The organism is Priestia sp. 53B2, from assembly GCF_056099005.1.
The window spans coordinates 27368-46974 of the sequence record NZ_JBLZXA010000009.1; the positions used below are offsets into that span (position 1 = coordinate 27368).

Annotated in this window: 24 protein-coding genes; 8 read left to right on the forward strand and 16 right to left on the reverse strand. The window is 38.2% G+C overall.

Features of this window, described 5'->3' with window-relative positions; translation table 11 throughout:
- Positions 1 to 24 precede the first annotated feature (24 nt).
- Positions 25 to 222 (reverse strand): hypothetical protein, encoded by a 198-nt coding sequence (locus ACN6NE_RS09315; RefSeq protein ID WP_116516552.1) that lies wholly within the window; start codon positions 220 to 222, stop codon positions 25 to 27.
- A gap of 85 nt (positions 223 to 307) precedes the next feature.
- Here ACN6NE_RS09315 and kapB point away from each other — a divergent pair, with 85 nt between their 5' ends.
- Positions 308 to 688, forward strand: a complete 381-nt coding sequence (kapB, locus tag ACN6NE_RS09320) for a kinase-associated lipoprotein KapB (protein WP_013059606.1) — start codon at positions 308 to 310, stop codon at positions 686 to 688.
- A gap of 36 nt (positions 689 to 724) precedes the next feature.
- Here the strand turns inward: kapB and kapD are convergent, their stop codons facing one another.
- Positions 725 to 1339 carry a 3'-5' exonuclease KapD gene (kapD, locus tag ACN6NE_RS09325; protein WP_474325244.1) on the reverse strand — a complete coding sequence of 205 codons (615 nt, stop codon included), beginning with the start codon at positions 1337 to 1339 and terminating at the stop codon, positions 725 to 727.
- Between the two features lie 344 nt (positions 1340 to 1683).
- A complete protein-coding gene (locus ACN6NE_RS09330) occupies positions 1684 to 2067 on the reverse strand; it encodes a hotdog fold thioesterase (protein WP_129705244.1) in 384 nt (127 codons plus the stop codon).
- A gap of 106 nt (positions 2068 to 2173) precedes the next feature.
- On the opposite strand from ACN6NE_RS09330, the gene ACN6NE_RS09335 reads away from it, so the two are divergent.
- The 3 genes from ACN6NE_RS09335 to ACN6NE_RS09345 all read left to right on the forward strand — a co-directional run bounded on the left by ACN6NE_RS09335 (position 2174) and on the right by ACN6NE_RS09345 (position 3563).
- The gene (locus tag ACN6NE_RS09335) at positions 2174 to 2542 is read left to right on the forward strand and encodes a YuzC family spore coat inner layer protein (protein ID WP_013059609.1); all 369 of its coding nucleotides are present in this window, start codon (positions 2174 to 2176) and stop codon (positions 2540 to 2542) included.
- 176 nt (positions 2543 to 2718) lie between these two features.
- Positions 2719 to 3255 (forward strand): HD domain-containing protein, encoded by a 537-nt coding sequence (locus ACN6NE_RS09340; protein ID WP_028409590.1) that lies wholly within the window; start codon positions 2719 to 2721, stop codon positions 3253 to 3255.
- A 116-nt stretch (positions 3256 to 3371) separates the two neighbouring features.
- Entirely contained in the window at positions 3372 to 3563 is a 192-nt protein-coding gene (locus ACN6NE_RS09345; RefSeq protein WP_013059611.1) for a hypothetical protein, read from the forward strand.
- Between the two features lie 52 nt (positions 3564 to 3615).
- Here the strand turns inward: ACN6NE_RS09345 and ACN6NE_RS09350 are convergent, their stop codons facing one another.
- A complete protein-coding gene (locus ACN6NE_RS09350) occupies positions 3616 to 4935 on the reverse strand; it encodes a Na+/H+ antiporter family protein (RefSeq protein ID WP_050688971.1) in 1320 nt (439 codons plus the stop codon).
- Between the two features lie 267 nt (positions 4936 to 5202).
- Positions 5203 to 6696 (reverse strand): leucyl aminopeptidase, encoded by a 1494-nt coding sequence (locus ACN6NE_RS09355; protein ID WP_129705246.1) that lies wholly within the window; start codon positions 6694 to 6696, stop codon positions 5203 to 5205.
- Between the two features lie 245 nt (positions 6697 to 6941).
- Between ACN6NE_RS09355 and ACN6NE_RS09360 the strand changes: the two genes are divergently transcribed.
- Positions 6942 to 7418: a divergent PAP2 family protein gene (locus ACN6NE_RS09360; RefSeq protein WP_013059614.1), complete on the forward strand. Its 477-nt coding sequence runs from the start codon at positions 6942 to 6944 to the stop codon at positions 7416 to 7418.
- A 42-nt stretch (positions 7419 to 7460) separates the two neighbouring features.
- Here ACN6NE_RS09360 and ACN6NE_RS09365 read toward each other — a convergent pair whose 3' ends face one another.
- From ACN6NE_RS09365 to ACN6NE_RS09375, 3 genes are all read right to left on the reverse strand, one after another.
- On the reverse strand, positions 7461 to 8108 hold the full coding sequence (locus tag ACN6NE_RS09365) for a 3D domain-containing protein (RefSeq protein ID WP_129705596.1): 648 nt from the start codon (positions 8106 to 8108) through the stop codon (positions 7461 to 7463).
- Positions 8109 to 8189: 81 nt separating this feature from the next.
- A complete protein-coding gene (locus ACN6NE_RS09370; protein WP_013059616.1) occupies positions 8190 to 8513 on the reverse strand; it encodes a YuiB family protein in 324 nt (107 codons plus the stop codon).
- A gap of 122 nt (positions 8514 to 8635) precedes the next feature.
- Positions 8636 to 9850, reverse strand: coding sequence for an NAD(P)/FAD-dependent oxidoreductase (locus ACN6NE_RS09375; protein ID WP_025752690.1), 1215 nt, complete (start codon positions 9848 to 9850; stop codon positions 8636 to 8638).
- 493 nt (positions 9851 to 10343) lie between these two features.
- On the opposite strand from ACN6NE_RS09375, the gene ACN6NE_RS09380 reads away from it, so the two are divergent.
- Positions 10344 to 11336 carry an NAD(P)/FAD-dependent oxidoreductase gene (locus ACN6NE_RS09380; protein WP_129705248.1) on the forward strand — a complete coding sequence of 331 codons (993 nt, stop codon included), beginning with the start codon at positions 10344 to 10346 and terminating at the stop codon, positions 11334 to 11336.
- A 27-nt stretch (positions 11337 to 11363) separates the two neighbouring features.
- On the opposite strand, the gene ACN6NE_RS09385 is transcribed toward ACN6NE_RS09380, so the two are convergent.
- The 4 genes from ACN6NE_RS09385 to ACN6NE_RS09400 form a co-directional block, all read right to left on the reverse strand.
- Positions 11364 to 11882 carry a hypothetical protein gene (locus ACN6NE_RS09385; protein WP_129705250.1) on the reverse strand — a complete coding sequence of 173 codons (519 nt, stop codon included), beginning with the start codon at positions 11880 to 11882 and terminating at the stop codon, positions 11364 to 11366.
- A 149-nt stretch (positions 11883 to 12031) separates the two neighbouring features.
- Positions 12032 to 12397: a HesB/IscA family protein gene (locus ACN6NE_RS09390; protein WP_013059620.1), complete on the reverse strand. Its 366-nt coding sequence runs from the start codon at positions 12395 to 12397 to the stop codon at positions 12032 to 12034.
- A 75-nt stretch (positions 12398 to 12472) separates the two neighbouring features.
- On the reverse strand, positions 12473 to 13327 hold the full coding sequence (dapF, locus tag ACN6NE_RS09395; protein ID WP_129705252.1) for a diaminopimelate epimerase: 855 nt from the start codon (positions 13325 to 13327) through the stop codon (positions 12473 to 12475).
- A 301-nt stretch (positions 13328 to 13628) separates the two neighbouring features.
- Positions 13629 to 13868 carry a YuzB family protein gene (locus tag ACN6NE_RS09400; protein ID WP_013059622.1) on the reverse strand — a complete coding sequence of 80 codons (240 nt, stop codon included), beginning with the start codon at positions 13866 to 13868 and terminating at the stop codon, positions 13629 to 13631.
- A gap of 382 nt (positions 13869 to 14250) precedes the next feature.
- On the opposite strand from ACN6NE_RS09400, the gene ACN6NE_RS09405 reads away from it, so the two are divergent.
- The gene (locus tag ACN6NE_RS09405) at positions 14251 to 15315 is read left to right on the forward strand and encodes an NAD(P)/FAD-dependent oxidoreductase (protein ID WP_013085326.1); all 1065 of its coding nucleotides are present in this window, start codon (positions 14251 to 14253) and stop codon (positions 15313 to 15315) included.
- A 43-nt stretch (positions 15316 to 15358) separates the two neighbouring features.
- On the opposite strand, the gene ACN6NE_RS09410 is transcribed toward ACN6NE_RS09405, so the two are convergent.
- A complete protein-coding gene (locus ACN6NE_RS09410; protein WP_013059624.1) occupies positions 15359 to 15685 on the reverse strand; it encodes a YuzD family protein in 327 nt (108 codons plus the stop codon).
- Positions 15686 to 15878: 193 nt separating this feature from the next.
- Between ACN6NE_RS09410 and ACN6NE_RS09415 the strand changes: the two genes are divergently transcribed.
- Complete coding sequence (locus tag ACN6NE_RS09415) at positions 15879 to 16109, forward strand: NifU family protein (protein ID WP_013059625.1); 231 nt, start codon at positions 15879 to 15881, stop codon at positions 16107 to 16109.
- Between the two features lie 89 nt (positions 16110 to 16198).
- Here ACN6NE_RS09415 and thrB read toward each other — a convergent pair whose 3' ends face one another.
- From thrB to ACN6NE_RS09430, 3 genes are read right to left on the reverse strand one after another with little or no spacing between them, the layout of a single operon-like run.
- Positions 16199 to 17113, reverse strand: a complete 915-nt coding sequence (thrB, locus tag ACN6NE_RS09420) for a homoserine kinase (RefSeq protein ID WP_129705254.1) — start codon at positions 17111 to 17113, stop codon at positions 16199 to 16201.
- Positions 17107 to 18168: a threonine synthase gene (gene thrC, locus ACN6NE_RS09425; RefSeq protein WP_025752680.1), complete on the reverse strand. Its 1062-nt coding sequence runs from the start codon at positions 18166 to 18168 to the stop codon at positions 17107 to 17109. The genes thrB and thrC overlap by 7 nt, the downstream gene beginning before the upstream one ends.
- Positions 18168 to 19469: a homoserine dehydrogenase gene (locus tag ACN6NE_RS09430; protein ID WP_013059628.1), complete on the reverse strand. Its 1302-nt coding sequence runs from the start codon at positions 19467 to 19469 to the stop codon at positions 18168 to 18170. Before ACN6NE_RS09430 ends, thrC begins: the two co-directional genes overlap by 1 nt.
- Positions 19470 to 19607 lie beyond the last annotated feature (138 nt).

Sequence of the window (19607 nt, forward strand, 5' to 3'; positions counted from 1 at the left end):
CGCTTACATTTTATTTACATTTCATTACAGTGATTTCTTATTTTCCTGTTCTTTTAGCTTTGCTTCTAACTCCTTCGTTTTTTCTTCTTCTTTTTTCGAAACCTTAATGATTAAACGCCATACCGCAACTGCTGCTAGTACAAAAATCGCCATAGTAGCAAAAGCAGGAATATATTCTCTTTTATCTTCCGGAAAATAAAGCAAAAACATTAAATACATCATGTACAACATCCTTTCATAGAAACGGTAGGGGGTTTTGATTTATACTGGTGATAACAAAAACTTTACTTAAAGGAGATCTGGCAATATGACATTTACAATTGGTCAAACCGTTACGGCACTTTATAAAACTGGGAAATACATCGGTGAAATTACACAAGTTCGAGACCTGCATTATGTTGTGCGGATTCAAGCTGTGTTAAAGCATCCAGAACAAGGTGACTTACATAATCCTGGACAGGTGGACGTACCTTTTTTTCACGAGCGAAAAGCACTTGCATTTCGAGAGCAGGCCAATATTCCTCAAAAAATGGTTCATCTCTATGAAGACAGCGTTCCCGATTATAAAAATTCACTAAAAAAAGCGCTTGAATTAAAGATAGCTGAACAACAGGCCAAAGATAGCCCTTTTGCTCAAGCAAGTATTGCTTGTTTAGAAGAGTTAAAAAAAGAGTACGGTATTCATTAAGTAAAAAGCCAAATTCACGTAGAAGTGATTTGGCTTTTATAATGCAAATTTATTTAATACTTTTGAAAAATCGATTCGATCTCCTATGGTCGTTGGCTCTGGTTTTTGAAGGTACCGCTTATCTTTTTCTACAAGCTTAAAGATGTTGAGTGTCGTCATCGCATCATCAAGCGCGCAGTGGTGCTTTCCAGTTCCTTCTTTACCATACTCTTGCACAGCTTTCCAAAGGCCAGTTTGATTTTGATCTCCAAAAAAGCGCTTATACTCCATTGAAAGATCAATTTCTTTACCTGCAAAAGGAAATGGCACCTTATTTTTTTGACAGCACTGCCTTAATACTTTCATATCCATGTTCCCCCATGTAATGATCGTGCTGTGTTTATACATGCCCAGTCGCTGTACAAGCTGCTCTAGCGTAATGCCTTTATTTACTTGATTTTGTTCGATATGGAGAAATGATTTACAGCGCTCAGTTAATTTTGTAAAGTGTGTAGGCTGTACGTAAGAGGAGAAACGATCAATGATTTCTTGATTTTTAACAAACACCAAACCAACTTCAATGATTTCCGGAAAAAAGCCTTTTGGAAAACCCTTATACTCTGGCATTGTAAATTCAAAATCAATGAATAAATACTGAGAGTTCTTATCCAATATTATCACCCCTTTGTAAAATAAACCGCCCTACTATATTAATGCTATTATAGCACGATTGAACAATCGGAAGGTCTATTTTCTGTTCTTATTTTTAATATTATGAATATTCTAGTTGCTGAATAAAAAGAATACTTTACTACTACTATATTCTAGAGCATGTCTCTATGCGCAGGGTAACTGTCACGAATAGACATAATTTCGCTTATTTTTTTACCTATTTTTTCACTTTTTTATGTATCCGCTCTTCCAAATTCTCTTTAAACTCTAACATGAGTGTGTGAGGTGGCTCCTTCTGACTCCAAAAGCATACCTCACACCTTCTGGACTAAGCATTCTTATGTTTAAGCTTTAGGCAGAATAGCAAGCGTACATCTGGATATACAGATTAAATTCTCTTCTTCATCTTGAATTTTCACTTCCCAAACTGCTGTTTTTTTTCCTTTATGTAAAGGAAGGCCTATAGCTGTAACGATTCCGTCTTTTTTCCCTTTGATATGATTGGCATTAATTTCTAAACCTACGCAGATTTCTTTTTCGAGATCTACACTTTTAATGGCACCTAGACTAGCCACAGTTTCAGCTAACGCCACCGATGCTCCTCCGTGTAAAAGCCCGAATGGCTGACGCGTTCGCTCATCAACAGGCATCGTCGCTTCGACTCTTTGTTCACTCGCACTAATAATCTCAATTCCTAATGCTTCTAACAGCGTATCTTTTGTTTTCATATCCATACCTCCCTTTGTATCTAGTATACAATAACGGTTTTGCTACAACATATACGACCCCTCTACATATACATAATAAAAATCCGTTTTCTAGGAGGATTCTTATATGAAATCATTTGCTCCCTTGTCTTACTATTGGCCACCGTACTACATGCCTCACCCTTATACATACAGGGTACCTAACTTACCTGAGGCGGACATCGCGACATTTCAGCAATCTCTTAAAGTTATTCCCTCTACCATGCAAAGCGCTACTATATTTATTCAAAGAGCTAATACTTCGCCAAATTTAATAAAAAAAATAAAAGCTGCTGCTCAAGAATCCAAAATGAGTGAAGTAAAAAGACTCATTCTTTCCACTGGTGTTAAGACAAAAATCGATGTTTTTTATACTCCAGACTATATTAAAATTACGTTTATTCATCCCGATAACCAATTTGACTGCTGTCACGTATCGTTAAATATTAGATGGTAAAATACAAGGAAAAAAGTCTTATTTTCTTCAAAAAAAGATGTACATGTTGTTTCGTTCCGAATATTATAATATATGCCATTTTTTTATGTAAAAACAAATTACACGATAATTGTATTTAGGATACAAATATGATATTGTATTTGGAAATATATTTTTTCTTTAGGAGGGATGACATGATGAGACATGTTACGCTAGTAGAGATTTTCACGCATCCTATCGCTCAAAAATATTTAACTCGATCTGGCGTTGCGCATGCTGTATCCGTCGCCTATCATGCGTTTCGTCTATCCGTACAGCATAATGTAAACCCCGATTTGGCTACAAAAGCAGCACTGCTTCATGATATTGGCCACTACGAATGGTACACAAATGGTCAGTGGGATTATGAGAAGTATCGTCAAAATGATATTCACGCTATTAAAGGGGCTGAACGTGCACATAAATTACTCATTCGTTTAGGTGAGGAACCTCAGGCGGCAAAAGAAATTGCTTTAGCTATTTTACTACACACAGACTCGTATTTGCCTGAAGGAACAATTCAACAACGCCCTCTTCAAAAAGTAGTCAAACTAGCTGATGAAGCTGATGAAGAGCCAGGCGGCAAACATCATTACCGTGAATTGGAATATAATCTGGCTGTAAAGAAAATTAAGGAGCTTGATAAGAAAGTGCTTGAACTTCTACATTCCAACCAATTTAAACAGTTAGGCTGACAGGATTAACTCCTTTCATAAGAGTTAATCCTTTTTATTATTTCTCCTCATAATTCCCTGCAAATTACTCATACTACTTATTGATTCTCATTTTTGGTTGGTTAGGAGGAAGAAGAATGTCTAAAAACGCTAGAGGTTACGTGCAAGATTCTTGCACATCATTAAATCAGGCAAAAGCAAGCCTTGAACAAGCTCTTCAAACAGTAGAGAAAGATTCAAATCGTGAACGTATTGAACAATCTCTTCAGGCTGTAGAGCAAGCATTAGGAGCTTGTGACAGCACTGCTTCTACTCTTTCTCAAGCATGAAAAAAAGCAGCCGGTTTTGATCGGCTGCTTTTTTTCATTATAGGCCCTCTATTTACAAGATAACCGAGGCAATCCACCCAAAAATAATAAGTGGAATGTTATAGTGAAGAAAAGTTGGTACACACGTATCCCAAATATGATCATGCTGACGATCGACTGCTAATCCAGATGTGGGTCCAAGCGTACTGTCTGAAGCTGGTGAACCAGCGTCTCCAAGCGCTCCCGCTGTACCAACAATACAAATCGTTGCCATTGGACTCATACCAAGTTCTAAGCAAAGAGGAACAAAAATCGTCGCGATAATTGGAATGGTAGAGAAAGAAGAACCAATGCCCATTGTCACTAAAAGCCCGATGACAAGCATAAGAAATGCACCTAGCATTTGGTTGCCACCAATAAGAGCAACAGAGCCTTTTACAAGCGCTTCTACATCTCCAGTTTCTTGAAGAACTTTTGCAAAACCAGAGGCAGACAGCATAACAAATCCGATGAAAGCCATCATTCTCATTCCGTTCGTTAATACTGGATCTGCTTCGTTCCACTTCAAAGCCCCGCTGAAGTAAACGACAACAATCCCTGCAAGCGCTCCGAAAATCATAGAATCTACTAAGAGCTGCACAGTTAAAGCCGCTACAATCGCAAGTAAAGCTACTATAATTCCTCTTGTTGTGTAACCTGTACGCTCCTCTGTGCCTTGATCAATGTCAATGTCTTCATAACTGCGCGGCTTGCGGTACGAAATAAACACAGCAAACAATAAGCCCACTACCATTCCTAAAGCTGGAAGAGCCATCGCCGTGGTAATATCTCCTTTATCAATTGTTAATCCACTTTCTTTGATGTTAGTAAATAAAATGTCGTGATAAATCTTACCGAATCCTGCCGGCAAATACATATAAGGTGTAACCAATCCAAATGTAATAACCGTTGCGACTAATCGGCGATCGATTTTTAACTGATTAAATACTTTTAATAGAGGTGGAATTAAAAGCGGAATAAATGCAATGTGAACCGGAATAACGTTTTGAGAAAAACATGAAATAATAAGGATGATCAGTAAAATCAGTACTTTTGACAGTGACTTCTTTTTTGTTTCTCCTTCTTTCCCTACTATTTTTAACGCTAGCTGAACAACGGCATCAGGCAGCCCTGTCCGCGAAACAGCCATTGCAAATCCTCCAAGCAAAGCATAGCTTAATGCAACAGAAGCACTGTTTCCAAGACCATCTGTGTATATACTTACTGTATCTGTGAGGCTGATACCGCCAACAAGTCCTCCAATTAGCGCTCCGACTGCTAAAGAAAAGACAACGTTGATACGCAATAAGCTCAAAATCAGCATCACGAGCACAGCTATTAATACTGCATTCATTTTGAAACCTCCATTTTCCTTTTTACTTTATCTCATTAAAACATTAGAGAGATAAACAACATGTTCATTATATTAGGTATAGAAAAAAAGTCAATCATCTTACTAAATAAACGTTTGTTTAAATTCTCTCCAGCCTCAACAATATAAGGATTTTTCTAAATAATCTTTTCTTACTAAAAAGAAAAAACATTATGTAAACATATTAAAAAAGAAGCATCATCGATGCTTCTTTTTACGTTTCTTTCTATCACTGCTATATTCTTTTCATTAATTGGCTTCAAATGAACAAACCATTGCAGCTAGTGTTCGCACCATCACGCCTGTTGCACCTGAAGGTCCTAACTCATGAGAAGCAGCGGATGTTGCAGTTCCAGCAATATCCAAGTGAACCCATGGTGTTTGCTCTGCAAACTCACCAATAAAGGTTCCTGCCATAATTGCGTGCCCCTCCCGTCCAGGAGAGTTATTTAAATCTGCTACCTTACTTCCCCGAACACGCTTTTTGTCTCGTTCTGTAATAGGCAGCTCCCAAATCGGTTCGCCTCTCTCAATGCTCGCTTTCACTATTTGCTGCAATAAAGCAGAATCATTCGTCATTGCCCCAGTTGTATGTGTACCAAGAGCTACAATTACACCACCCGTTAATGTCGCCACGTCTACTAAATAATTTGCTCCGTGGTGTTTGGCATAGGAGATACCATCAGCTAACGCTAAACGCCCTTCAGCATCTGTATTCAGTACTTCTATTGTCTTTCCACTCATTGCTGTAATTACGTCATCTGGCTTAAAAGCACGCGCGCTAATAACGTTGTCAGTTGATGGAATGACAGCTACTACGTTTTGATGAGGTTTTAATTCTCCAATCGCTTCCATTGCACCAAGAACAGATGCAGCTCCGCCCATATCTGTTTTCATACCTACAATCCCGTCTTTAGATTTAATAGAGTAACCACCTGTGTCAAAGGTAATCCCTTTTCCTACCAACCCAATAACGTCTTCCCATTTTTCTTTTCCTTGATATTTCAGGACAATCATTTTAGGAGGCTCTGCGGAACCTTGATTAACTGCTAACAGTGCGCCCATTCCCAATGTTTCCATCTCTTCTTTTTCTAAAATTTCATATTCAAAACCATATGTATGTGCCATTTCTACTGCATAATTAGCTAAATCTGTAGCCGTTAGCATATTGCTTGGTAAGTTAACAAGGGTGCGCGCTGAGTTTGTTGCTTTTCCATACGTATATCCAACCAAAGCAGATTGTACAACGTCTTTATAAAAAGAAAACAGTTCAATTTTCTCAAGCTGCTTGTCAGGTTCGTTTGATTTCTTTTTGTAGTTTTCAAACTCGTACATAGCAAGCTGTTGAGCTTCTCCTAATAAAGCTGCAGTTTCTTGCTCTGACCACACTCCTGTATCAAATGTAGAAAGGGCGACCGATGCGTTTGAAATCTTCGCTTCTTTTAACTTTTTAAATAACAGCCCAAAGCTCTCTTTGAGTCCATTTTTAGTTAGCGCTTGCTTTCGTCCGAGTCCCACAAAATAAAGACGTTTCGCTCCTAATTTTCCTAGTGTATGAATCGTTGATGTACGTTTTTCTTGTACACGTATATCCCCTTCTTTAATCAAATGAATGAGCTGTCCACCTAAAGCTTCATCAATTTCTTTTAGAAGACCTTCAAATTGTTGGTTTTGATTAAATAACCCGATTACGAGCGCTTCTGTTTGATGATCAACACCAAATGTTTCTACATGCGAAAACATAAAATTCCTCCCTTTTACGTATAGAGATTTTATTTTTATTTATCATCTGCTTTGTTTAATCTATTCAGCAAGTGGAATATATATCATATTCACCACTGTTTTCATCTATATACATATGATAGCAGAAATACAATTTTTAATCACAGTTCAAAAACCTTAGTTTCACACATATACTTTCATCTACCGCTTTTTTCATTATACGGGTTTAGCTTTTCAGACATTTTAAGTTGAGGGAGGACGTCTCAATGGATTTATTCTCAAATTTTCCACTTTGGAGTTCATTAATCGCTATTTTCTTTGCTCAATTTATTAAGATTCCCCTTTCTTTTGTAGCTACTAAGAAAATAGACGGCAGCTTATTTTTTAGTACGGGAGGCATGCCAAGCTCTCACTCCGCAGCAGTAACTTCCTTAGCAACTGCCATTGGGCTAGCAGAAGGTCTTAAATCCCCCATTTTTGCTCTCTCCGCTATTTTTGCCATTATTGTCATGTTCGATGCTAAAGGAGTAAGAAGACATGCAGGAGAGCAAGCAACGGTTTTAAATCGTTTGGTTGAAGACTTTCAGCGCGCGGTAAAAGAGGCAAAGCTGTGGACGACCAATGAAGAAGACGAAAAACAAGTGAAGCTAAAAGAGCTGCTTGGACATAAGCCTATTGAAGTTTTCTTTGGGGCCTTAACAGGGATAGCAGTTGCTTTTGTAACGTATTATGTATGGCCATAAAACATAAGAAAACACATGAAGAATTCTTCATGTGTTTCTCTTTTATTTTACCTGCTGGCGAAAAACCTGCATCGACTTCTTTTCATTCAGCATTGTTAACTCTTCTTCAGTTAAACGGCCGTCCCCTGATTTCACTACATAGACGTTTAATTCTTTTTTACCCCATATGTTGTACACATCGGAAACAGTCTCAAAATATAAATCAAGATGATTGCCTTTAATAGCCCCACCTTTATCTGCTACCACTCCATAGCCATAGCCCGGAATAAACAAGATCGTGCCGATTGGAAATATGGTTAAATCAGCAGCGATGGTTGAATACAAGTCACGTTTTACTTTAACGCCCGAATATGTAATACCATACCCTGGATGATTGGGATTTTTCCCAGTTGATTCGTAACCAGCTGTGTAACCCGTAGCCAATACATTCTTAGTTGGATAATGCGACCAATCAAATGCTTCTTCAATCGTCAGACGCTCTTTGTCATTGCTAGCCGCTTCAGCTCTTAGTGGTTTTAGAAATGATGGCAAGAGCCTTTCATTCATTAGAGGATGCCCTGTACTGTTTATAAAAGGCATATATTTGATGACTGTAGTTATTGGGACGCTGGTAATTGCTTCATATGTTGTAAACAGCGCTCCGACCAGTAGTAGGCACATAATGAATCGCTTTGCTATTTTTCCAATCATTGTGATTTCCACAACTCCTCTCACGAATCTATTTGTTTCCAACATAAAAACAAATTATTCGTTTGCGAGAAGAATTTACATTTAAAACATTTGGTACCCTCTTGTTCGTAAAGATTTAATGGTAATGCCTGAAGCTAGTGCACCTATAAAACCAGCCATTAAAATCGCAATGTCAGCTGTGGCTAAAGATAGCACTTTTGTTCCTAGCTGCTGAAAGGAGTGAGCGGGATGTTGAATGTAATCAACCGCTCTTACATCATCAATAATAAAAATAAAAATCACGGGATAAATAATGGCCATAATCCAAGACATGCGAAGCAGCATATTCAATAAGAAACCGATTCCAAAAAACAAAACAAAAAACAACAAGATGGAGATAATTAGTACAGGCACACTCATTTCCATTGCTTTTCGCCTCCGTTACTCTTTATACTCTCAGTTTACTTAAGAGTAATGAAGGCGTCAATCACAGAAAAGTAAGTTAATACCAAAAAAGCAAAAGGCTTAAAGACCTTTTGCTTTTTGTTTTAAAAGAAATTAAATTTTCCTTTTTTCAATACAAGACCTGCTCCGCCTTGAAGGAAAAGCGAGCGATTATCAACAACTTTTTTCATAAAAGATGCGCTTGAACCAAATAGTTTTCGACCATATACAACGCCAATTGCGTCATCATGCCCTAACGAACATACCGTTCCTTTAATATCTGGTTTGAACTCGCTTAATTCTTTTTGACCTTTCATCAAACGGCTAATATTTTCAGCGCAGGTACCGCCTTGCTGCATAGCAATTTGAGCTGTTGGGGGATAAGGACGCTCTGTTTCAGGATTAATCATTAGTGAACAATCTCCAATAACAAATACATCTTCATGCCCTGGGGCCAGCAAGCTATTGCTTACTTTTACACGTCCGCGCATGTTCTCAAATCCAGCTTTTTCAATCACATGACTGCCTCGAACACCCGCAGCCCATACAACTGTTGCTGATTTGATTTCTTCTACTTGGTCATCTTTTGATACAATAATTCCTTCTTCTGTACACTCTTTAATCGCTGTTCCGATCTTGAACTCGATTCCTTTTCGTTCTAGTTGTGTTACCGCATATTCTACAAGTTCTGGATCAAAACCTGGCAAAGCCGTAGGCGCTGCTTCTACACAAATAACGCGTACTTTTTCACGCGGAATATCAAACTCTTTGCAAAGCTGAGGGACTCGATTTGCTAATTCTCCCACAAATTCAATGCCGGTAAAGCCAGCACCCCCCACAATAATTGTCAGAAGTTCGTCTCTTTTTTCCACTTCATTGTTGTACGTCGCAAACACATAATCAATATGCTCACGAATTTGACGTGCTGCATTAATGCTCGTAATGGTAAATGCATGTTCTTTTAAACCTTTAATTCCGAAAGTTTCTGCTTCATACCCTAAAGCAACAACTAAATAATCGTACGTTAGCTCACTGTTTTCAAGAAGAACACGCTTTTCATCTAACTTAATATCTACGACCGTGTCTTTGATAAATGTAACCTTATTTGTGTTAATTAAATTTTTAACAGGAACACGAGAGCGATCTTGATGAATTGTACCTGCTGATACTTCATGAAGCCATGTCGTTTCGTAATGGTAATCGTTTTTATTTACCAAAACAATTTCCGCATCACTAGCACCCAGTTTCTTTTGTAAATTAACAATTGTCATAATGCCGCCATACCCGGCACCCAAAATGACGATTTTAGGCTTTTTCATAGGAATGTCATCCACCTTTTTTAGTTATAGTCACAAGTATGTCTTACAAATATAATGATAAGAGCAATTTTATTTGGTTTGCTTTTTTATGTTAGTTTGAGCAAGAACGATCATCGCTATCCATTTATTATTCATATAAGAAAAATAATGTGAATCACTTCACGTTCTTTTTTAAAAAAATACATTTTTCCTTTTTCAAAAAAATGTAAGCATAAGTATTAGCTTGATTTACACAAACATCTTATGCTTTTTTAATCGGTTTTTCAACCCTTCACTTTGTATTTAGAAGCTTTTAAATTTTCAATTACTCTCCTGTATACCCAGTTTTATATTTGACCAAAACGTGTGGTTATGTTAATGATTACAAATACTGATCTTTAAGTTGAGAAAGTTTCTCAAACATTCCAGCGTGTTTTAATGATATTTTATAATTTACTATGCTATCATAAAGTAGAATATGCATTGGCACAGAACAATCTAGAGGTGATTATAAATGAAAGAAGATAAACAAGTATATGATATTACCATCATCGGAGGCGGCCCTACAGGCTTATTTACAGCATTTTATGGCGGTATGCGTCAAGCGAGCGTAAAAATTATTGAAAGCTTACCACAGCTTGGTGGACAGCTTTCTGCTTTATATCCTGAAAAATATATTTATGACGTAGCTGGTTTTCCAAAAGTACGGGCTCAAGAATTAGTCAATAACCTAAAAGAGCAAATGGATCAATTTAAACCTGCAGTTGCGCTAGAGCAAGCCGTAGAAAAGGTAGAAAAACAAGCGGACGGTGTATTTCGATTAACTACTAATTCTGAAGTCCACTATTCAAAAACAATTATTATTACGGCTGGAAACGGTGCATTTAAGCCCCGTAAAATCGAGCTAGAAAACGCAGAACAGTTCGAGCAAGCGAACCTTCATTATTTTGTGGATGATATGAATAAATTCAAAGGCCGCAAAGTATTAGTATGCGGGGGCGGGGATTCTGCTGTAGACTGGTCTCTTATGTTAGAGCCGCTCGCAGAAAAAGTAACGTTAACGCATCGCCGAGACAAGTTCCGCGCTCATGAACACAGCGTAGAAAACTTGCATACTTCATCAGTTGATATTAAAACACCGTATGTACCGGTTGAATTTATTGGAGATGACCGTATTACACAAGTTGTGTTAGAAAATACAAAAGGTGAAGAAAAGACAGTAGTAGACGTAGATGATGTTATTGTAAACTTTGGATTTGTTTCTTCTCTAGGTCCAATTAAAGAATGGGACTTAGATTTAGAGAAAAATGCAATTGTTGTTAACTCAAAGCAAGAAACAAATATTCCTGGCATCTATGCAGCAGGTGATGTCTGCACATATGATGGAAAAGTAAAACTCATCGTGGCAGGATTTGGCGAAGGTCCGACTGCCGTTAATAACGCTAAAGCATACATTGATCCAAAGGCTCGCTTACAGCCTATGCACAGTACGTCAATGTTCTCATAAAAAAAGCAGGCTCTCGCCTGCTTTTTTTCATTGCTGGATTGGTGTAACCATTCGATGGATGATTTCACTCATCATTTCCGCATCACTGCTTATTAAACAGATTTCATAAAAGGAATGGTTTCCTTCTTGACTAGTTACGCTCATTCTGTAGGCCTTCAAACCTTCGAGCTTACTTAAATATTTTACTACCTCTGATTGACCGGCAATACGTTCAATCAGCAGAATATGCTCTCCTTCAACTGCTCCGTAGCTTTCAGCCAGAGATGCATTAGCATTTTCATAATAGCGAATGTAAGGTTCACAATGGTTAAGAGGCGCAGAGGACGAGTTTTGATGACAGGCTTCACCTGAGGAAAAAGGCAAATGTTGAACAAATAAATGCGATTCACTGAAGTGAATACTTTTTGCATCCTCAGACTCCATTTTCCTACTTTCAAGTTTTAACCAGTTTATAAACCCCTTCCATAGAATAGGCAGGGTGTTTTTTTTGCGAAAACTTCCGTAACCTCCTACTTGTTCCGCGTCGTAACGAGTCGCATCTATCAAATCCGTTCATCTCCTCTTTTTTATTGAGTATAAAAAAGACTGATTATTCAGTCAACGTGTTTGGCAGATGATGTAACATACAAAAATTTCTCACTAAAAAAGCTTTCTTCACCAGATGAGGTGAAGAAAGCTTCTTGATAAAAATATATTTAGCACTCTTCAGGAGCACCTGCGTTGCTTGCTGTACGGAAAGAAGAGCCGCAGCCGCATGCTGCAATGGCGTTCGGGTTATCAATTGTAAACCCTCCGCCTAGCATAGATTGCTTGTAATCAATTTTTACATCTTTTAAAATTGGAGCACTTTCGCTATCTACAAGAATCTTAATGCCATGTTGTTCAAACAGCGTATCGTTTTCATTTACTTCGTGAGCAAAACCCATGCCGTAAGAAAGACCTGAACAGCCTCCTCCATTTACATTAACACGTAAATAAGCATTTTCTTCTTCATGTTCTTTCATCATATCTTTTATTTGAAAGCTTGCAGCTTCTGTAATTGTTAGGATATCTTGACTCATTTTTAAACAGACCTCCTTTTTTGTTTAGTATACGACGAAATGGCTGTGACGACAAATCGTCTGCTTCTTCATTTTTTAATAATAATACGTGCCGTCACAAATCACATTGGCTGGACCTGTCATTAATACATTGCCTTTATTTTGCCAAACAATCGTTAAATCTCCTCCAGCGAGGTGTACGACAGTAGGAACATCTTTTTTCGTCTTCTCATTTAACACAGACGAAACAACTGCAGCGCATGCTCCTGTCCCACATGCTTGAGTGATACCCGAACCTCTTTCCCATACACGAAAGTTCAGCTCTCTTTCGTTCACTACCTCGACAAATTCAACGTTCACTCCTTCTGGAAAACGCGAATCTTTTTCAACCACAGGCCCTAATGTAGTAAGAGGCGCTTGTTCAATATCATTTACGTAAAAGACGACGTGAGGATTTCCCATTGATACAGCCGTCCCTTTTAACCGTTCTTTTCCAAATTCCATCTCTTCATTAATGACCTGGTCTTGGCTTGCTCCCGTCATTGGAATTTGTTCTCTAGCTAAAATAGGCGCTCCCATATCAATTGTCACTTCTGGAACTTCATTTCCCTGCGGATGCACCGTTGCTTCTACAACTCCAGAAAGCGTTTCGATAAAAAATCTTTCGCTTGTTACTAAATTATGTTCATATGCATATTTAGCTACACATCTTAAACCGTTTCCGCAGTTTTTTGCTTCCGAGCCGTCATTATTAAATACGCGCATTTTTACATCTGCACGTTCAGATGGACAAATAAGAATCATTCCATCCGATCCAATTCCCGTATAAACATTTGAAACTTTTACAGCAAGCGGTGCTAACTCTTGCTCTTCTATATGTTCTTCAAACATATTTACGTAGATATAGTTGTTGCCAAGTGCATGCATTTTTGTAAACTGAAATTTTTTCATATTATCACCCATTATTTTTTTATGTAGCTCTAGTATAAAGTGATTCTCTTTTGTACACAATAATATCATCCCCCGTTTTTTTAGCTCCTTAATCATAAAGATTAAGGGGTTTTTTATTTTGTCCTCCTTTGGAATATTAAAAAACAAAAGAAGCATTATGATTGTAAAGAGGATGGTTAAAGCGCAGATATTTGCGCAAAAACGCATAAAAAAGCACGGCAAGACAGCCGTGCTTACATCATCTATTCTATTAGCCTCATGTCCCTCTTCTGATAAAAAGAGATACGACAGCGGGGATAGTTTAAAACATTGGGTTTTCTTCTAAATGAATGTAAATATTATCTACTAACTGTTCAGGTGTTTCCGCTGTAACAATCTCTCCGTTTACCAAAGCAAATAAAGATTGTGAACATTTCCCGCAATAACCTAAACATCCGTATTCAATAATATCTAGATTTGGATCTTTTTCAAGCTTTTCTAAAGCTGTTTGAGAACCACTGGCTAAATTGCTAACGCAAAATTCAATAATTGGCTGTATCACGTTTTTCACCTCTCTACTATTAGTTTATCCTATCTCCTTTCATTTTCAACGTCAACTTTGGAAATTCACGTTCATTTTGCGCACGCTTTTTAGCTTCACAGACTTTTTCAACAAAACGTATAAATAAAGCTTTATTACAGGGATAGCTTGAAATTATGTTGAAACATATTGTGGTTTTTTATTAATTTAGTTATACTTTTATGTATAGAAAACCAAACGAGGTTATATTAAATTATTATTTAAGTAAAATATGTTATCTTATATAGCCTTTCATATCTTTTTGGCAACCATCCTTATTAACGGTAATTTGTACTCTCCTATTCTTAAAAGCAAGAATAATAGAGAGAAAACAAAAATGCATGAAGCTAAAGGGGAAATTCACATGAAGAACCTTGTCATACTGGGCGGCGGATACGGTGGTATGCGCGTTTTGCAGCGCCTTTTTCCGAATCAATTGCCTAACGATGTAGAAGTAACGCTTATTGACAAAGCACCTTATCACTCACTAAAAACTGAATTCTATGCACTTGCAGCTGGAACAATCTCTGATCAGCATGTTCGTGTTGCTTTTCCTGAACACCCTCGCTTAAAAATTCGCTACGGCTGTGTAAAACGCATAGACCTGAAAGAGAAATGCGTCTATGTGGATGATCAAATGATCGCTTACGATGACCTGATTGTAGGACTCGGATGCGAAGATAAATATCATGGAGTTCCCGGAGCTCTTGAGCATACATACAGCATTCAATCCATTGATGCTTCACGAGCAACTTATCAGACATTAAACAACTTGCCGGCCCACGCTACTGTTTCAATTGTAGGAGCTGGATTAAGCGGAGTAGAACTAGCAAGCGAGCTAAGAGAAAGCCGCCCGGATTTAAAAATCATCTTATTTGACCGCGGTAAATTAATTTTATCTGCTTTCCCAGAACGTTTAAGTAATTACGTTCAAACTTGGTTTACTTCAAACGGTGTTGAAATCGTAAATAGTGCTAATATTACAAAAGTAGAACCGAACATTCTTTATAATCATGATGAGCCCATTCAAAGCGATGCAATCGTGTGGACAGCAGGTATCCAGCCAAATAAAGTGGTACGCGATTTAGACGTAGAAAAAGATCCTCAAGGACGCGTCGTATTGACGAAATACCATAACTTGCCTGACGATGAAAATGTCTACATTTTAGGTGATTGTGCAAGCCTACCGCATGCACCAAGTGCTCAGCTTGCAGAAGGTCAGGCTGAACAAATTGTGCAAGTACTTCTTCACCGCTGGAAAGGCGAAGCGCTTCCGGATGAATTGCCAACTATTAAATTAAAAGGCATACTTGGTTCATTAGGCAAAAAGCATGGATTTGGCTTAGTTGCCGAACGTCCAATTACAGGACGCGTAGCTCGATTATTAAAATCAGGTATTCTTTGGATGTATAAACACCATAGTGGATAAAATAAAAGCCGTTAGATGACTGACAATCTAACGGCTTTTTTCATTATGATGCGCAGAAACCATACTTCTCCATTTCCTCAAATACGCGCTTTAATTTCGGATTGCCTTCCCCAACAATTTCTCCATTAATAACCACTACAGGATAGAATAAATCTTCTTCAATCACACGCTTGGCAAAGGCTGCTTTTTCCGGATCCGTATGCGGCTCGTTTATATCTACATATGTGATAGCAAACGGTTGGTTCGGATATTTGCGGGAAATCGCTGCCTCTAGCCAATCATAGGTGTCTTTTGAAGATGGCAGATTAACACAGCTTGCACAAACAATTTCAGCTCCATAAATACACACTTCTACCTCAGTTGATTGCATAGCACATCCCCCTTGAATCTTTACATACAAACTGTACGATTATTCACACTTTTACTTCATTATGAATACTATTTTACACAAAACTGATTCATTGCACATCTTTTTCTTTTAAGGTAACATTACGATGTATACTCCGATAGATTTTTCATGAAAGACCGTTTATAATAAGAGTAAAAGAAAGGAGTCGATAGTTATGTCAGAAATGCACGAGCAAGTTCAAGAAGTATTAGAAAAACTTCGTCCGTTTTTACTTCGCGACGGTGGAGACTGTGAGCTAGTAGACGTAGAGGATGGTATTGTAAAGTTACGTCTTTTAGGCGCTTGCGGAAGCTGCCCAAGTTCAACAATCACGCTAAAAGCTGGTATCGAACGTGCCCTTTTAGAAGAAGTACCTGGTGTAGTTGAAGTAGAACAAGTATTCTAATCTCTTTGATTTTATTATAAAAGCAACCTCCCATTTTATTGGGGCTTGCGAATGAAAAATCCTCATTCAAATGAATGAGGATTTTTTTATTAACTCGTTGTGACTTCAGCTTCTACAAATACACCTTTGCGATCAATTTGTAAAACATCTATTTCGCAGTTCGGCAGTAAAGCATACATATGTTCAGCAATCGCTTTTCCTTTTCCTTTTGGTGCTAAACATAATACACTCGGACCGGCTCCGCTTAGTGACACACCGTATGCGCCGAGAGCTTTTGCTTCTTTTCGCACAAGAGAAAGCTCTGGCACGAGCCTCATACGATAAGGTTCGTGATATAAATCTTTCTCCATAAATTCGCCTACTAGAGGTAAATCTTTATTTAACAGGGCCGCTACTAGCATGTTCCCTATTGCCCCAGCTTCTACTGCGTGGCGATAATTAATATCCGAAGGCAGCACATCACGAGCATCGGTTGTTTTTAATTCATATTCTGGAATAGCCATCACGATATCGACATCAAATTCAGGTATTTGAGCAATATATGTTTCATTTTCATGATGGTAACCAACAACGATTCCGCCGTAAATAGACGGGCTGACGTTATCGGGATGTCCTTCCATTAAGCTGCTAATGCGAAGCTTTTCTCTTTTTGATAAACGCAAGTCACACAGTACATTAGCCAGCTCAATTCCAGCTACGATAGCCGATGCGCTGCTTCCAAGTCCCCTTGCTAATGGAATGTTGCTCCAAACAGAGACCTTCGCACTTGGAAGATCAATGTTAAATTGACGAGCCACGTCTTGGGCCACTTCATACATTAAGTTATCTGTACTTCTAGGAATACTTTGCACTTCTTTCGTTTCAGGGATAAAAACCCATTCCTCATGACGCTCTACTGTTAATCTTAAGTAACGAGATAAAGCCACTCCAATGGAATCAAATCCTGGCCCTAAATTAGCAGAGCTAGCTGGGACCGTAATGACAAAACGCTCATTTTCTAGCATGAAGCAACGACACCTTGGATATACTCAAATACCTTTTCTTCATCATTTGGTAAAACCACTGGCTTTACATTATGAGCATCGATTGCTACGTTTGGATCTTTTAATCCGTTACCTGTTAATACAGCTACAACCGTTGAACCCTTTGCAATTTTACCAGAAGCTACATCTTTAAACACACCAGCTATTGAAGCGCAAGAACCTGGCTCTGCAAATACACCTTCTTTGCGTGCAATTGTACGATATGCTTCTAAGATTTGTTCATCTGTTACTTCATCAATTTTTCCGTTGGATTCTTTTGCTGCGTTTACAGCATAATCCCAGCTTGCTGGATTTCCGATTCGAATAGCCGTTGCAATTGTTTCTGGATTTTCGATAACTTGATTACGCACGATCGCCGCTGCACCTTCTGCTTCAAACCCGTGCATGTGAGGAAGAGACGTTTGGTGACGCTCACTGTACTCTTTGAATCCTTTCCAGTAAGCTGTAATATTCCCTGCATTCCCCACTGGGATAGCTAAAACGTCAGGCGCTTTTCCAAGCTGTTCACAAATCTCGAAAGAAGCTGTTTTTTGCCCTTCAATACGATATGGGTTTACAGAGTTTACAAGTGCAACCGGTGATGTTTCACTCAGCTTACGAACCATAGAAAGCGCTTGGTCAAAGTTTCCTTCAATTGCTACAATTTCTGCACCATACATAACAGCTTGAGCTAATTTCCCCATCGCAATTTTTCCATTTGGAATAACAACGATACAGCGCATGCCAGCGCGTGATGCATAAGCTGCTGCAGCTGCAGATGTGTTACCTGTAGATGCACAAATAACCGTATTGCTTCCTTCTTCTTTGGCTTTTGCTACAGCCATTACCATTCCGCGGTCTTTAAATGACCCCGTTGGATTTAACCCTTCTACTTTCACATGTAAATCAATGCCTAGCTCTTTTGATAAATGAGCAAGATGAATTAAAGGTGTATTTCCTTCATGTAGTGTAAGCATAGGTGTTTTCTCTGTTACAGGTAAAAACTCTTTATATTCAGCTAATAGACCTTTCCACATCATACTGTGCCAACTCCCTCTACGCGGTAACTGCTTTTTACATTTTCTACAATTGGTAAATCCCGAAGCTGCTGAAGGATTTCCTCATAATCTTTTTGAGATGTTTTGTGTGTAACAACAACAATCTCAGCTAATTCGCTTCCTTTCACAGGAAGTTGAATAATTTTTTCGAAGCTCACGCCACGCTCTGAAAATAGTGTTGTTAATTTTGCAAATGCTCCAACTTGATCTTTAACATGAATACGTAAGAAATGCTTCGAGAACATTTCATCTTCTGCTTTTAACTGTTTTGGATACTGAGGCGTTACCGCACTTTTACCATTCACACCTAAACGCATGTTTTTCATAACACCTACTAAATCTGACACGACAGCAGTGGCAGTTGGCAGGCTTCCTGCCCCCGGTCCATAAAACATCGTTTCTCCGACAGCTTCTCCGTATACATATACAGCGTTGTACTCATCGCTTACTGAAGCAAGAGGATGTGTGTCTGCTAAAAGCGTTGGCTGAACACTAACTTCTACATTATCGCCGTCACGATGTGCATATCCAATCAGTTTCATCGTATAGCCTAATTGTTTACTATATTGCAAGTCTTCTTCCGTTACTTCTGTAATACCTTGAACACGAACATCGTCCAAGTCAATTTTCATTGAAAATCCTAGTGTAGCCAAGATTGCCATTTTGCGAGCAGCATCTAAACCACCTACGTCAGAAGTTGGATCCGCTTCAGCATATCCTAAATCCTGCGCTTCTTTTAACACTTCATCATAAGCGCTTCCTTCTTTTGTCATTTTCGTTAAAATGAAGTTTGTTGTACCATTTACAATTCCCATCATTTTGGTAATACGATCAGATGCTAATCCATCTGCTAATCCACGAAGAATTGGAATACCGCCTGCTACACTTGCTTCATAAAATAAATCACAGTTATTTTCAGAAGCTACTGTTAACAATTCTGAGCCGTAAACTGCCATCAAATCTTTGTTTGCCGTTACAACATGCTTTTTATTACGAAGGGCTGTTAAGATATAATCTCTTGTTTCTTCAACGCCACCCATTACTTCAATGACAACGTCAATCTCCGCGTTATGTAAAACGTCTTCAACATTCGTTGTTAATTTATCTTCACTGATTTCTACGTCACGTTTCTTATCAATATCTTTAACTACTACTTTTTTAACTTCTACAGGACACCCGACTTGATGACTTAATTTATCCTGATGATTTTCAATAATTTTGACTACTCCGCTTCCTACCGTTCCTAACCCTAATAATCCTACTGAAATACTTTTTGTCATATTCCTCACCTCTGTGTTCTTTCTACGTATACATTTGTTCTCTTATAGAGGACATTATAGACCTTATTTTTCTTTTTTACAAGGTTTACTTGTCATCTTTTCTCGTAAACTCGTTAAAAAAATTGGTATATAAAGATA